We start from the raw sequence: 15375 nt of genomic DNA, 5'->3' as shown, positions 1-15375 counted from the left end.
AATTTTTATTTAAAAGTTGTACCACCATCAACGATGAAAGTATGTCCTGTTACCCAACTTGCCTTACTTGAACAAAGAAAAAGACATGCTCCAGCCAAATCTTCAGGCTGCCCCATGCGATTTAAAGGGCTTAAATTTATAGTAGCCTGTTTTACTTCTTCATAATTTGTAAAAGCTCTTAAAGCATCAGTTTCAATAGGCCCACCACTTACGACATTTACACGGATATTTTTTCCCCCAAGTTCAGTAGCCGCATATCTTGCCATAGCTTCTACGGCAGCTTTTGCTGTGCCATGACCTGAATAATTTTCTATATACACTAAATTTCCTGTAGATGAGATAGAAATAATGCTTCCACCCCCTACTTTTTCCATTCTTTTAGCTGCTTCTTGTGCGCCCACAACAAAAGCATTAACTGTGGCTGTAAAGATGTTATTAATTCCTTTTGGTTTTAATTTCATAAATTTAGTATAACCACCTACAACCGCACGTCCTGAAATGATAGCATTTGAGATGAAATAATCCACTCTATCAAAATCCGCATCAATTTTTTCAAAAAGTTCTTTATAAGTTTCAGGTTCTAAAATATTAAATTCATAAGCTCTAGCTTTGATTTTATAATTTTTCTCCAAATCTTGTACCATTTCGTCAGCAATTTGTGCATTAGAATTATAAGTAAAAGCTATATTTGCACCCACTTTAGCAAATTCATAAACTATAGCCTTACCTATCCCACGAGTTCCACCGCTGATTACTAAAGTTTTTCCTTGAAATTCTGTATTCATTAAAATCCTTTGATCTTATATTTTTTCATCACTTCTTCAATTTTAGCAAAATTTTCCTTACTTGGAGAACAAAGAGGAAGTCTAAACTCCAAACTTTCTATCAATCCAGCTATATGCATAGCCGTTTTAATAGGAATAGGATTACTTTCGCAAAATAAAATTTTATTGATATTATAAAGCTCATCATTGATTTTTTTAGCTTCTTTATAATTTTCATCTAAAGCAAAATGAGTTAAAGCGCTAATCATATCGGGTAATAAATTTGAAGTTACTGAAATCACTCCCTTTCCACCATTTGAAAGTATAGGATAATTGATCGCATCTTCTCCCGAAATAAGCATCATTCTAGGTTCGTGCGCAAGCAAATCCACACACTTATCGATATTTCCACTCGCTTCTTTTACTCCATAAATATTTTCACAATCTCTAAAAAGCTTGATAATAATATCTGTTGAAATTTCACAACCTGTTCTTCCTGGAACATTATATAAAAGCACAGGAATATCTACACTTTGCGCAATAGCCTTATAATGCTCATAAAGTCCTTGTTGTGTAGGTTTATTATAATACGGTGCCACACTTAAAATCCCATCAGCACCATGTTCTTTAGCAAATTTAGCCAAACCCATTGCCTCATGAGTTGCATTACTTCCCGCACCTGCTAAAACCTTAACCTTAGTTCCTTTGCAAGTTTCAACGGCTATTTCTATGCAAGTTCTATGTTCTTCATGGGTTAAAGTTGCACTTTCTCCTGTTGTTCCTACTGGAACTACTGCATCGATGCCATTTTCTATTTGTCTTTTAATCAATCTTGCATAACTTTGCTCATCAACTTTTCCATTTTTAAACGGTGTAATAAGAGCAGTCATCGCCCCAATGATAATATTTTTATCCATTTGAATCCTTTCTTAGAATTACCGTAGTTGAATTTTCTTGAATAAAATATTTTTTAGCACAAGAAATCAAATCTTTTAATTCCAAATTTTGTATATCTTTCTCATAATTTAACAAAGGATTGATATCTCCTCTTGCTAGATATGAACCATAAATATTTGCCACTGCACTAGCATTGTTAAGCGAGAAAATAAAATCACTCTTGACATTATTTTTCACTCTTTGCAAATCTTTTTGAGAAATTTTACCCATTTTAAGTTTATCAATGATTTTTAAAAGCTCTTTTTCTACTTTTTCTGCATTAACATTGGGGTTACAATTACAAATAAAAATAAATAAATTTTCATCTATACAATCATTAACATAAGCATAATAATCATTGATTAAATTTAATTTATCAATCAAAATTTCACTCATTAAAGAACTTTTCCCACTTCCTAAAAGCTCGGATAAAGCATTTAAGGCAGGTATATCTTTGTGCTTGAAATTTGGAATTTTATAAGCAAGGGCTAATAGTTCAGTATCTGAGTTTTTATGCAAATATATTCTTTTTACTCCATCTTGCTTAGGCTCTTTTGTGTGAATTTTAGGTATAGTCTTAGTATTTTTAATCTTTTCAAAATGTTGTTTTGAAAGCTCAAAAACTTCTTTACTTTCTATATCACCACTTACAAGTAAAATCGCATTTTTAGGTTGATAGTAAATACTGTGAAATTCTTTAATATCTTCGATACTCCAATTTTCTATATCTTTAAAAAAACCTATAGGAGTCCAATGATAAGGATGATACATAAATGCATGATTAAAAAGTCTAAAATAAAGATATCCTAAAGGGTTATTATCTGTTCTCCATCTACGCTCTTCTAAAACCACTGCTCTTTCAGGCTGAAATTCTTCATCTTTTAAATTTAAATTCGCCATAAGTTCCGCAAAAAGCTCTAAAGCTTTATCTAAATTTTTCTTCGCACATTTAATATAATAATGAGTATAGTCAAAACCTGTGCTTGCATTATCCACACCACCAAAACCTTTAACAATCTCATCAAATTCGCCAGCTTTTAAATTTTTAGTACTTTTAAAATTTAAATGTTCTAACATATGAGCTATGCCACTTTTTCCCATGATCTCATTTCTTGAACCCACTTTATAAAAAATATCAACGCTAATCACATCGCTATTTTTATTTACAGGCAAAGCATAAATTTCAAGCTTGTTTTTTAATTGAATTTTTTCATAAGCAATCATTTTAAATTTACCCCAACAGCTTCGCTAATGTGTAAAAAACCATCTTTTCTTAAAAGTTCTATAAGATTTTGATTGATATTTTTTACCAAAGAAGGACCTTTAAAAATCAAAGCTGTATAAACTTGCACTAAATTAGCCCCATTTTTAATACGCTCATAAGCAATATCAGCACTATCAATCCCTCCACTTGCAATAAGCAAGGTTTTGCCAAAAAGAATTTTAGCTACTTCTTTGAAAAAAATACCACTTTTTTCCGTAATCAGTCTTCCACTAATACCACCAAAGGTACGATTATTATCTAGCAAGCTATAATCAATACTAGTATTGGCCAATATAAACCCATCTGCACCTTTTTTAATGGTATTTTCACATAAATTTAAAGCATCATCTATTTTCATATCAGGAGCAATTTTTATCAAAATAGGCTTAGAAGTGATTTTTTTGGCTTCTTCAAGCAAGGTATTTAAAAAATCATCATTTTGCAACTCTCTTAAATTTTTAGTATTAGGAGATGAGATATTAACGATAAAATAATCACACAAATCCTTAAAATCTCTAAACAAAGTAAAATAATCCTCCAAGGCTTTGTCATTTGGAGTGATTTTATTTTTCCCTATATTTACCCCTAAAGGCAAAACAAAAGGATAAGTTTTTGCAAGCCTTAAAGCAATCTTTTCAGCACCTTCGTTGTTAAAACCCATAGCATTTTGTATACTTTCTTGTTTTACAAGTCTAAATAGACGTGGCTTTTCATTGCCTTCTTGAGGTTTTGGAGTAAAAGTTCCCACTTCTAAAAAGCCAAATCCTAAAGCACTCAAAGGTCTTATCATAGTGGCATTTTTATCAAAGCCTCCTGCTAAACCTACAGGATTATTAAAATCAAGTCCAAGTAAATTTTGCCTTAAACTCTCATCATCAACTATATATTTGTGTGCTAAAAAACTTAAAGCTCCTGGAAAACTAGCACTTAAAGCCCTTAAGCTATATTCAACCAAAGCATGTGCATGCTCAGGGTTTAACTTAAAAAGTAAAGGTTTTATCATTTCATAAGCCATTTTTTAATCCTTTTTGAAATTCTAACTAAAATTAACTAAAGCTAGGCTTTGTTTTTTCTTTGCTTTTAAATTTTTGATACAAAGAACAAGTTTGCAAAAGCTCTTCATCTTTACCTATTGCCAATACCTTACCCTTATCCAATACTACTATTTTATCCGCATTTTCTATAGTGCTTAAACGATGTGCAACCACTAAAATCAATCTATCTTGTTTTAAATTTTCTATAGTTTTAACTATTGCTTTTTCACTTTCATTATCCAAAGCTGAAGTTGCTTCATCAAAAATAAGCACATCAGGATTTTTATATAAAGCTCTAGCGATTGCTATTCTTTGTTTTTGCCCTCCACTTAAGTTCTTACCATGTTCTTTCACTTCAGCCCAAATCCCGCCCATTTCTTTAACAAATTCATAAGCATTGGCCAATTTTAAAGCTTGGATGACTTTTTCTTCTTCTAACTCTTCGCTATAAGCAATATTTGCAGCAAAACTATCATTAAAAAGATAAATATTTTGCGTTACAAGTCCTATTTTAGCATGTAAGCTTTCTATGGTAAAAGTGCTAATATCTTCTTGATTGAGTAAAATTTTACCTTTTTGCTTTTCATAAAAATACATCAAAAGATTAATAATAGAAGATTTACCACCCCCACTTGTCCCTACAAGAGCAAGCATTTGCCCTTTAACAAAATCAAAATTTACGCCTTTTAAAACACTTTTATGCGGGTTTTCATAAGCAAATTCAACATTTTCAAAGCTAATTTTTTCAATGTTTTTTAATTCTTTGCTTCCACCTTTAATTTGAGGTTCTAAATCCAATAAATAAAAAGTTCTTTCACTTGCCGCAACAGCACCTTGAAGTTTTCCATATAAAGACGAAAGACGCTTTAAAGGAGTATATATCGCAAAAAGTGCCGAAACAAAACTGATAAAACTTCCCACACTCATAGAACCATTGATAACCTCTCTACCCCCTACAATAATCACCACAGCAACCCCAACAGAACCCATCATATCCATTAAAGGACTTGTAAGTGCATCAATACGTGCGGATTTTAGGTTTAATTTACATAAAGTATCATTATGCTTAGCAAATTTATCACTTTCTTTTTTTTCATTATCATTAGCTTTGATCAATTCAATATTTGAAAAAATTTCACCCAAATAAGAAAGTAAATCCGAATTTGTTTCTTGTATATTTCTTGCATATTTTTTAAGTTTTTTAGCAAACCATACCAAAGGAAAAATAGCTAAAGGCAAAATCACTAAAGCAAAAAAAGCCAAAGTAGGACTTTGATACAAGACTACCGCAAGCAGTCCTATAGCAGTTAAAAGCTCTCTAAAAAAATCAGGAATAATGTTTGATACTATGCTTTGAAGTGCATTAATATCATTAGTACAACGACTTACAAGCTCTCCGCTTCTATAGCGTTTAAAAAAATCCATATCCAAGCGTAAAACATTTTTCAAAACCCTAGCACGCAATACTCTTAACATATCTGTTCCTATAAAGGAAACATAAAAACTTTGTAAATAAGTTCCAAGATTTTTAAAAAAATACATCAATACTAGCAAAAAAGGCACTGTATAAAGTAAAGCTTCATTTTTTTCAACGAAAATATAATTTAAAATAGGCTCTAAAGCATAAAAACTTCCAGCAGTTCCTCCGCTTGCTAAAATCATACCGAAAATAGCTATAGCAAATTGTTTCCAATATCTTTTATAAAAGGGCTTAAAGCGTATTAAAACCTCTTTTAAATTCATCTCATTATGCATTTATTTTCTCCCAAATTGTTCCATTTGGAGTATCTAAAAGAGTGATTTTTTTACTATTTAATTGCTCTCTTATTGCATCAGCTGTGTTAAAATCTTTGTTTTTCTTAGCCTCAGTTCTTTCTAAAATTAACTTTTCAATCTCTTCTCGTTCTTCTTTGCTTACACCCCATTGAAAATATAAAGTTGTATCCATAAAACCAAAGCCAAAAATTTTAGCTAGCTCACTTAAAGCTTCTTTGATATTTTGTTTTAAAATTTTATTTTTGCTTTCTTTATCCAACTCTAAATTTGCACTACTGATAAAATCATCCAAAAGAGCTAAGGCTTTAGAAACATTTAAATCATCATTTAAAATCTCTAAAATTTGCTTAGTAATTTCGCTTTTTATTTCAATATCATTTAAAACATCAAAATCAGAAATTTCACCTAAATCCAATCTTTTTTTAAGGCGATAAAATTTATCTAAACGTTTTTTAGCATTTTCTAAATCCGATAAAGAATAATTAAAATGAGATCTATAATGAGAACTCAAAAGATAAAATCTTAAAGCCTCGCCCATAAATTCTTTTAAAGCATCTTTTATAAAAAAACTATTATTTAAACTTTTACTCATTTTTTCGCCATCGATTTTTACAAAACCATTGTGAAGCCAAATATTTGCTAATTTTCTCTTACATCCACAACGACATTGCGCAGCTTCATTTTCATGATGAGGAAAAAGCAAATCTATCCCTCCAGCATGTATATCAAGAGTATTTTCAAAAATAGAATCAATCATAGCAACACATTCAGTATGCCAACCTGGACGCCCTTTGCCAAATTCACTTTCGTAAAAATTTTCATCAAATTTCCAAAGCGCAAAATCGCTTTCATTTCTTTTTTGCACTTCATTACTTAGACGAGAGATATTTTCTTCTAAATTGCGATTTAATAGGCTTAAATATTTTTCATCTTTACTTGTATCAAAATAAATTCCATCTTCTAGAGTATAAACAAACCCATCCTTAGCAAGCTTTTTAATCAAATCAAGCATAGCTGTTATATAATGCGTTGCACGAGGTTTAAAATCAGGATCTAATACATTTAAAACCCTCATATCCTCTTCATAACTTTTGATATAAAATTCCGTAATTTCCTCTAAAGTTTGACCACTTTGAGCCATTTTTTTCAAAATCTTATCATCAATATCTGTATAATTTCTAGCAAATTTTACCCTATTGCCCTGAGCAAGTAAAACCCTACGCAAAAGATCAAAACAAACACTACTTCTTGCATGTCCTAAATGTGCATCATCATAAACCGTAGGTCCGCATAAGTAAATACTAATATCTTTTTTATCAAGTTTTATTTTCTCTTTTGTTACACTGTCTAATAATCTCATTAAAAAACTCCTTTAAAACTTGTAAAAATTCCTATAAAAAAACTTAAAATATAAGGTTTAATCAAAATAAGTAAGATTGCAAAAACAATCAAAGCAACTATAACCAATAAGCAAATTTTAATAGATATTAAAGCAAAAAATTTCTTAAAACCAAATTCTTTGATATTAGCTCCAAGCAAATAAAAAGCACTAATAGAGCTTGAAAGTGCTACTGCAATAACCTTTAAACTTTCATCTTTAATCAAAAATATAAAAGCCATAGAACATAAAGCACTGATAATTAAAGATTTTACCGCGATCCAAGCTGCTGTTTTTTGTTTAAATTTTGCATAAAGCCACAAAGAAAAAAGCTTTTGCAAACCAAAAGGTAAAAGCCCTATAAGATAAGCAATCAAAACATAAGCCGTAATTACACCATCTTCGTGAGTGAAATTTCCTCTTTCAAATAAAAGTTTTGAAATTTCCAAAGCAAACACAGAACCTACAATACTAGAAGCAATAAGCAAAATGCTTAAAAGCGCTAATGCTCTTTGCATAAATTTTAAAGCTAAATTTTCTTGACCACTTTTTAAATGTTTTAAAATTTTTGGAAAAGAAACTTGAGTTAAAGCGATAGCAAAAAGTGCAAGGGGGAGTTGGAATACACGATTTGCATAATAAAGATAAGAAATACTCCCACTCATTAAAAAACTAGCTATGGTTGTATCAAGCAATGAGCTAAATTGAGTCGCAGAAGAACCTAAAACTCCATGAAAAAAATTGCCATAAAAACCTTGTAATTTCGCCTTGGCTTTTTTAAATTTTACACTTAAAGCCATAGCACGGATTACAGGATTGTTTTTTAAAACAAGCAAGTGTAAAACAAGCTGTGCCACCCCACTTAAAACCGTTGCATAAGAAAAATAATAAAGTGTATTTTGCGGTGCATTTTTATCCACAAAAAAGGCAGCTATAACAATACTTAAGTTAAATAATGCCGCAGAAAAAGAGGTAATGAAAAATTTTTGTCTATAATTTAAAATAGCTCCTAAAAAAGTAACTAAAAAAATAAAAAACAAATACCAAAAATTAATCGCCACCAAAGGAGCCGCTAAAGCTATAGTATCTGCGTTAAACCCAAAAGCAAAAAGCTTAGTAAAAAAAGAGGAAAAAAAACTTACCAAAAGACAAAATAAAAAAACTATAAGGCTAAATTGCATCATTACACTAACGCAAAAAGCTCCCTTTTTTTTCGCTTTTATAAAATTAGGCAAAAAACTTTGTCCAAAAGCCCCTTCTGCAAAAATTCTTCTAAAAAAAGCGGGCATTTTTAAAGCCACAAAAAAAATATCACTATAAAGCCCTGCTCCTAAAAAAAGCGCTATTAAAACATCTCTAGCAAGCCCTAAAATTCTTGAAAATAAAATTCCTAAAGCATTGATAATAAAATTTTTAAATACTAAACTCTTCATTAAATTTTTTCATAAATTTCAAAATATAAAGAGAACTATTTTAACTAAAATTGATTAAAAATTGACTATAATTACATTCTTAATTTTTTACAAGGGGAAAGTTTTGGCTTTGGATGAAAAAATTATTGCCTATACAGAAAATCCAGCTCGAGAGCTTTTAAGCGTAGCTTCACGAACAAACCTTAGCTTAAATGAGCTTGATTTTAGTTTATTGGCATTTTCTACACAATATCGTTTTGGAGATTTAGAATGGGAAAAAATCTCTGAAAAAGAATTAACTCTTTTTGATAAAGATGAAATTTTTTTAAAAAATGATCTTCAAATCAAGCAAGAATACAAAATAGAAATTTTCCATGGTATAAACCAAAGCAAAGCATCTCAAGCAGTCAAACTAGTTGCGAATAAAAATTTAACCAAAATAGTTGCTCAAATTGATTTTACAAATTTAGACTTTCATGAAAAACTAGCACTAGAACTTTTGCAAAATATTTATAAAAAGATGTTGAAACTTAAATTTTTAATAGGTATCCGCATTTTTGATTTTAAGAAAAATTTAATGTCTTTTTGCAACCAACATAAAAACACCCCTTTAAATAAAACTATACAAATTACCGTTGCACAAGGTATTGATCCTATAGAAAGTCAAGATGAATCCCTGATCTTGACTTATAAAGAAAAAACCAAAAACTACACTATCGATGAAAAACGCTCAGGTATTATTGTTGTTGATGAAAATGAAGTTGTTTTAAAACACGCCAAATTTAAACAAGGTAAAGAAGGAAAAGACTTAAATTTACACACCTTAAAAGTTTTAGCCGCAAATGAAAATAAAGTTAAATTTTCTTGTTCTTCGGCTTTTAAACAAGTAGAGCAAGATGGATACACAGAATATATAGCTTTAAAAAAAGGTTATGTAGTACAAGATGGTGAAAAATTTGATATTGCCAATGAACTAGATTTTAATGGGGTAGATTTTAAAAATATAGGGATTATAAGAGCTGGACTAGACAAAAATGTCAAAATCAATATAAAATTTCTTTCAGAAGTAAAAGATGCTGTAAATTCTGGTGTTGGGATAGAATGTGAAGAATTAAATGTAGTCGGAAGCGTAGGAAGCAACACTCAACTTAATGCCACCAAAATGAAAATTGAAGGCACTACACACTCTAAAGCCAAAATTCAAGCCAAACAAGCCTATATAAAAACTCATAGAGGATTTGCAGAAGCCGAAATTTTAAATATAGATTTGCTCGAAGGTGGAACAATCAAAGCCAAAGAAGTGAGAATTAAAAAAAGCTTAGGTGGAAATATACAAGCTGATAAAATCTATATAGAAAATTTAGAAAGTAATAATTCTTGTGTGTTTTTTGAAAACACCACAATAGAACGCATTAACGGGGATAACAATAAATTTCATGCTAAAATTAAAACTCTTGATAAAAATTATGATGAAGAATTTGCGATTTTAGGAGAGCAAATTTCTAAGTTAAATCATAAAATAAATAAAATAAGACAATACATTTTATCAAGCAAAAATGGAATTTTAAGCATTGAAAAAAAGATAACAGAACTTAAAAATCAAGGTCAAAATGTTCCTGTACAATACGAAAAAGCCCTAAAAGATTTCTCTTTACAAAATCTTGAATTAAATAAACTACAAAATGAAGAAAAAGAACTTCTTGAACGCAAAAAATCTTTACAATTAGAATTAATCAATTTGCAAAAAATGCTTTTTGAAGCAACTTTTATAAATAAAAGCGGCAAATGGACTGATATGAATGAAATCAAATTTTCACTTCTAGAGCCTAAAGAAGATATTTTTTACTCTTCATTTGTTAATGAAAGTGCTAAATTTATAGGCATTAAAAAAGTCATACAAAACAACCAAGAAAGTATAGAAATACATAAAAAATTAGATTATGAAGAAAAGGATATAGCATGGTTGTCGGCATCGAAGGAATAGTCACAAAAAAAGAACCTACTTTTATCATTGTTAAATGTGCTAGTGGTTTAAGCTATGGGATATTTATTTCGCTTTTTTGTTCTGCTAAAATTCAAACTCAAGAAAAGCATGAGTTTTTTATCACTCAAATCATCAAAGAAGATTCTAATAAATTTTATGGCTTCTTGGATAAAGATGAACAAAAAATGTTTGAAATGCTTTTAAAAGTCAATGGAGTGGGTGCAAATACTGCTATGGCGGTATGCTCTAGTCTTGATGTAAATTCTTTTTACAAAGCGTTAAGTTTGGGCGATGAAAGCGTGCTTAAAAAAGTACCTGGCATAGGTCCAAAAAATGCAAAACGCATTATAGTAGAACTTTCTGACACAAAAACCAAACTTGAAAATGTAAGCGATGATAAAAGCGAAGCCTTAGCCGCACTTCTTACTCTAGGCTTTAAACAAGAAAAAATCATAAGTGTTTTAGCAAGTGCTCAAGCAACAAACACAAGCGAACTCATCAAAGAAGCTCTTAAAAAACTAGGATAAAGGAATAAAATGAAATTTGCAATACTTTTTGGCGGAAATTCTTATGAACACGAGATCAGTATAGTAAGTGCTGTAGTACTTAAAAAAGTTATCAATCAAAATTTAGAATTTGTTTTTTGCGATGAAGAAAGAAGATTTTATCACATTCCAAGCGAAAAAATGAATTCTAAAACTTTTAGCACCAAAGCTTATAAAAATGAAAAAGAACTCTTCATCAAACAAGGAGGTTTTTTTAGCAAAGGCTTTTTAAAAGAAAATAAACTAGAGTGCGAATGCGTGATCAATCTTATCCATGGTAGAGATGGAGAAGATGGAAAAATTGCGGCTTTATTTGAGTTTTATTCTATTAAATTTATAGGACCTAGGCTTGAAGCTAGCGCATTATCTTTTAATAAAGAACTTACCAAACTTTATGCCAAAAGCGTTGGAGTAAAAACACTTGATTATACCATGCTAAGAAAAAACCAAAACTCTAAAGAAAAGCTTAGTTTTCCTTGCATTATCAAACCTGCAAGACTTGGAAGTAGTATAGGTATTAGTATAGTAAAAGATGAAAAAGATTTAGAATACGCCAAAGATGTAGGTTTTGAATTTGATAATGATCTTGTAGTAGAAGAATTTAAAAACAATATCAAAGAATACAATCTTGCAGGATGTATGATCAATGATGAGTTTGTTTTTTCCATCATAGAAGAGCCAAAGAAAAAAGAATTTTTAGACTTTGAACAAAAATATCTTAGCTTTTCAGGACACAATGAGCTTATAGAAGCGGATTTAAGCGAAGAATTAAAAGAAAAACTCAAAGACAGTTTTAAAAAGATCTACAATCCTTTGTTTAAAGGTGCTTTAATACGCTGCGATTTTTTTATACTGGATAATGAAGTATATTTAAATGAAATCAACCCAAATCCTGGTTCTTTGGCTAATTATCTTTTTAAAGATTTTAATACCACTTTAAACGCTTTAGCTGATCAAATTTCACTTGAAAAAATGATAAAAATCAATTACAACTTCCTTCACTCCATCAACGGACAAAAAGGAAAATTATAAGCTTTTAAGTCAAAATACGCTAAATTATACATAAAATTTAGCGTATTTTAGGAAGAAAAATGCTCTCTTTTAAACAAGATGAAATTTACACTGCCACCGAAGTGGTAAGAAATTTTAGCCCCATTATGGAAAAACTCAAAAAAAGCGAAAGTGGAAAAATAGTTATTTTAAAAAATAACAAATTTGAAGCTGTAATGCTTAGTATGAAAGAATTTGAACGCTTACAAAACGCCATGCAACTTTTAGAAAATATCTACAAAAATCAAAAGGCTTAAAATGGCTCAAACACAACTTTCTTATAAAAACAAAACTTATCAAATTTCTTATGAAATTTTAGGCGATCTTGCCTTACCGCAAATACTTATCTTGCACGGCTGGGGAGCCAATAAAGAACTTATGAAGCAAAGTTTTTGTCCTTTTTTGAAAGATTTTTGTCAAATTTATATGGATTTGGCGGGTTTTGGAAATTCAAGCGTGGAAGAAATTTTAAACACTCAAGATTATGCCAATATCACAGAACTTTTTTTAAAGCAAAAAAAACTCGATGTCTGTTTTTTCATGGGGCATTCTTTTGGTGGAAAAGTAAGCACCCTACTCGCAAAAGAAAAAGACACTCTAATCTTACTTTCAAGTGCAGGAATTTTGGCTAAAAAATCCCTAAAAGTACGTTTTAAAATCCGTATTTTTAAAATTTTAAAACTCTTTGGTTTTGGAAAATTTTATCGCTATTTTGCTAGTAAAGATGGAGCAAATCTTAGTCCTATAATGTATGAAACCTTTAAAAGGGTTGTTGATGAGGATTTTAGTGAAATTTTTGCCAAGCAAAAGGCTAAAAGCTTGGTTTTTTGGGGGAAAAGCGATGAAGCTACGCCTTTATATTGTGGCGAGAAAATGCATCAATTTTTAAAAAATAGCACTTTTTATCCTTTAGAGGGAGATCATTTTTTCTTTTTAAAACATTCTGCTTTCATAGCTCAAAAAATTAAGGAAATTTAAATGCTTATCAATACTCTTTATTTTATTAATTCTTTATTTTTTAATTTTTGTATAGCTTTTTATCTTATGAGTGCTTTACAATGGTATTCTTATAAATTTAAACGCGTGTTTTTTCATTATCATAAACCTTTGTGGCATTTGTATTTTTTATTTATTCCTTATTTTTTATTCTTAGCTTTTCCTTTATACTCTTTGGCATATTTTGCATTGATCCATACTCCAATTTTGTATTTTTGGAACAAAGGTATAGATAAAAAGCTTGTTTTTACAAGCAAGGTTAAATGGTTTTTTGTTTTTGTTTTTGTTTATAATGCTATTTTTGCTATCCTTGCTTTGCGTTTTTCTTTTCTTTTTAATCTTTTTAGCCTTCCTTTTGCTTTATTGAGTCTTAAAATTTATGAGTTTTTTACAAATTTATATTATAAAAAACAAGCCAAAGCCAAACTAAGAGCCAATGAAAATTTAAAAATCATACTCATTACCGCAAGTTTTGGAAAAACAAGTATTAAAAATTTTCTATACGAACTTTTAAAAGATGACTTTAAAAGCTACAAAACACCACGCTCTGTCAATACCTTGCTAGGTATAGTTGCTGATATCAATACCAATTTAAGCCAAGATACTCAAATTTACATAGCTGAAGCAGGTGCTAGACTTAAAGGCGATATTGATGAAATCACTCGTTTTTTACAACCTCACATCAGCATAGTAGGAGAGATAGGCAATGCACATTTAGAGTATTTTAAAAGTGTTGAAAATATCCGCTCAACCAAACTTGAAGCCTTAAATTCCAAAAGATTAGAAAAGGCTTTTTTACACTCTAGCACCCAAAAAGAAGAAGATAAACTCATCAGCCTTTATGATGATAAATTAAGTCTTATTCATTCAAGTCTTGAAGGTTTAGAATTTAAAGTCGATATAGAAAATAAATCCTATGATTTCAAAAGTCAAATTTTAGGGGATTTTAACGCGCAAAATCTTTGTGTTTGTATACTTTGTGCTCATTATCTTGGTATAAAACTAGAAAAAATTCAAAAGCAAGTTTTAAATATAAACTCCGTAGAACATCGCTTGCAAGTGCTTTCAAGAGAGCCTAAATTTATCATAGATGATGGTTTTAATGGAAATTTTAAAGGTATGAGCACAAGCTATGAACTTTGTAAAAGCTATAAAGGACGCAAAGTTTTAGTAAGTCCTGGTATAGTGGAAGTAAGCGAAGAAGAAAATATAAAACTTGCTAAAATCATTAATGAGTGTTTTGATCTTGCTATCATTAGCGCACAAATCAATGCTGAAATTTTCAAAAAAGAGTTAAAAATAAAAACCATTATACTTAAAGAAAAAAGCCAGCTAGTTCAAACTCTAGCTAAAGAAACAAAAAACGGAGATTTGATACTCTTTTCAAACGATGCACCTAGCTTTATGTGATTCGCATAAGTATTTGCAAATATCATCATTTTTAATTTGACTTCGTGCAAATACTTCTTTAAACCCTAGTCTGCCCTAAAAGATTATTAAGTCTATCCATTATAGAATTAACATAAGAATCTATACTTTGGCTACTTGCTTTCCAGCCATTAGCTTTTGCTTGATTAAACTGATTATCAAACCAAGCTCCACTATAACCTATGCTTGTATTTTGCCAAGCAACTCCTTTATCCATTGCATATATATCTGCATCAAGCTAGCCATCTTGTGCATAACCTTTTAATAAACTTGCAAAATCAACTTTACCTGTCATAATGTCATCGAAATCTACATTAGAGTATTTTGGAATACTTTGTTTGGCAACATTAAGATTATAATTCATTGCTTGCGGTGCAATAGTTGTATTTTTTCCTGCAACCATATAACCACCTTCTGATTTTAAAAAGCTCATAAAAAAAGCTTCTTTAGAATAACTTCCATCTTCATTTTGTGGATAAACTGACATATCAGGATTAAATCCACCTTCCATTAAAGCTCCTTGTGATAAACTTTGAGTTGATATATTTAATTTTTGCGGATAAAAATCAATACCCATCATTCCCATTTGTATTGCTTGAGCTTCATGAAATTCATCATCTGTTTTAAAAACATTAGTTACTTTTGTGTTAGAATGATTAACTAGTCCTAATGCATTATAAGGATTGGATTGATCTGAAAAATCTAAACCTTTATAGCCAACAGAAATATAACCCTTAGGCATAGAATTTATATCTGCTTCAGTGAAACTTGTTTTATTGGTATCATTAAAAGTATGATTAACAATTTG

At 30.1% G+C, this 15375-nt stretch carries 13 protein-coding genes and 1 pseudogene; 6 read left to right on the top strand and 8 right to left on the bottom strand.

Features of this window, described 5'->3' with window-relative positions:
• Positions 1 to 5: 5 nt before the first annotated feature.
• From ELQ07_RS02695 to murJ, 7 genes are read right to left on the bottom strand one after another with little or no spacing between them, the layout of a single operon-like run.
• Entirely contained in the window at positions 6 to 785 is a 780-nt protein-coding gene (locus tag ELQ07_RS02695) for an enoyl-ACP reductase (protein WP_070316475.1), read from the bottom strand.
• Complete coding sequence (dapA, locus tag ELQ07_RS02690) at positions 785 to 1681, bottom strand: 4-hydroxy-tetrahydrodipicolinate synthase (RefSeq protein WP_070316476.1); 897 nt, start codon at positions 1679 to 1681, stop codon at positions 785 to 787. The genes ELQ07_RS02695 and dapA overlap by 1 nt, the downstream gene beginning before the upstream one ends.
• Positions 1674 to 2924, bottom strand: coding sequence for a pitrilysin family protein (locus ELQ07_RS02685; protein WP_002856928.1), 1251 nt, complete (start codon positions 2922 to 2924; stop codon positions 1674 to 1676). The genes dapA and ELQ07_RS02685 overlap by 8 nt, the downstream gene beginning before the upstream one ends.
• Positions 2921 to 3979 carry a quinone-dependent dihydroorotate dehydrogenase gene (locus tag ELQ07_RS02680; protein ID WP_070316477.1) on the bottom strand — a complete coding sequence of 353 codons (1059 nt, stop codon included), beginning with the start codon at positions 3977 to 3979 and terminating at the stop codon, positions 2921 to 2923. The genes ELQ07_RS02685 and ELQ07_RS02680 overlap by 4 nt, the downstream gene beginning before the upstream one ends.
• 31 nt (positions 3980 to 4010) lie before the next feature.
• Positions 4011 to 5753: an ABC transporter ATP-binding protein gene (locus ELQ07_RS02675; RefSeq protein WP_002858782.1), complete on the bottom strand. Its 1743-nt coding sequence runs from the start codon at positions 5751 to 5753 to the stop codon at positions 4011 to 4013.
• The gene (gene cysS, locus ELQ07_RS02670) at positions 5746 to 7134 is read right to left on the bottom strand and encodes a cysteine--tRNA ligase (protein WP_070316479.1); all 1389 of its coding nucleotides are present in this window, start codon (positions 7132 to 7134) and stop codon (positions 5746 to 5748) included. Before cysS ends, ELQ07_RS02675 begins: the two co-directional genes overlap by 8 nt.
• Entirely contained in the window at positions 7134 to 8585 is a 1452-nt protein-coding gene (murJ, locus tag ELQ07_RS02665; RefSeq protein ID WP_134224688.1) for a murein biosynthesis integral membrane protein MurJ, read from the bottom strand. Before murJ ends, cysS begins: the two co-directional genes overlap by 1 nt.
• Positions 8586 to 8688: 103 nt before the next feature.
• On the opposite strand from murJ, the gene ELQ07_RS02660 reads away from it, so the two are divergent.
• Genes ELQ07_RS02660 through murF form a run of 6 tightly spaced genes read left to right on the top strand, consistent with a single transcriptional unit; the run spans position 8689 to position 14549 of the window.
• Entirely contained in the window at positions 8689 to 10548 is a 1860-nt protein-coding gene (locus ELQ07_RS02660; RefSeq protein WP_134224687.1) for a flagellar assembly protein A, read from the top strand.
• Complete coding sequence (gene ruvA, locus ELQ07_RS02655; RefSeq protein ID WP_134224686.1) at positions 10524 to 11075, top strand: Holliday junction branch migration protein RuvA; 552 nt, start codon at positions 10524 to 10526, stop codon at positions 11073 to 11075. Before ELQ07_RS02660 ends, ruvA begins: the two co-directional genes overlap by 25 nt.
• A 9-nt stretch (positions 11076 to 11084) precedes the next feature.
• On the top strand, positions 11085 to 12125 hold the full coding sequence (locus ELQ07_RS02650) for a D-alanine--D-alanine ligase (RefSeq protein ID WP_070316483.1): 1041 nt from the start codon (positions 11085 to 11087) through the stop codon (positions 12123 to 12125).
• Between the two features lie 59 nt (positions 12126 to 12184).
• On the top strand, positions 12185 to 12400 hold the full coding sequence (locus ELQ07_RS02645) for a type II toxin-antitoxin system Phd/YefM family antitoxin (RefSeq protein WP_002852622.1): 216 nt from the start codon (positions 12185 to 12187) through the stop codon (positions 12398 to 12400).
• Between the two features lies 1 nt (position 12401).
• Positions 12402 to 13121, top strand: coding sequence for an alpha/beta hydrolase (locus ELQ07_RS02640; RefSeq protein ID WP_070316484.1), 720 nt, complete (start codon positions 12402 to 12404; stop codon positions 13119 to 13121).
• The gene (gene murF, locus ELQ07_RS02635; RefSeq protein ID WP_044305973.1) at positions 13122 to 14549 is read left to right on the top strand and encodes a UDP-N-acetylmuramoyl-tripeptide--D-alanyl-D-alanine ligase; all 1428 of its coding nucleotides are present in this window, start codon (positions 13122 to 13124) and stop codon (positions 14547 to 14549) included.
• 58 nt (positions 14550 to 14607) lie between these two features.
• Here the strand turns inward: murF and ELQ07_RS02630 are convergent.
• Positions 14608 to 15375, bottom strand: a pseudogene (locus ELQ07_RS02630) (hypothetical protein); the annotation flags it as partial.

Source organism: Campylobacter sp. US55 (genome assembly GCF_004378955.1).
In the GTDB taxonomy this organism is placed as follows: Bacteria; Campylobacterota; Campylobacteria; order Campylobacterales; family Campylobacteraceae; genus Campylobacter_D; species Campylobacter_D jejuni.
The sequence above is the reverse complement of the archived record's forward strand: the minus strand, read 5'-3'. Positions and strand labels throughout refer to the sequence as shown.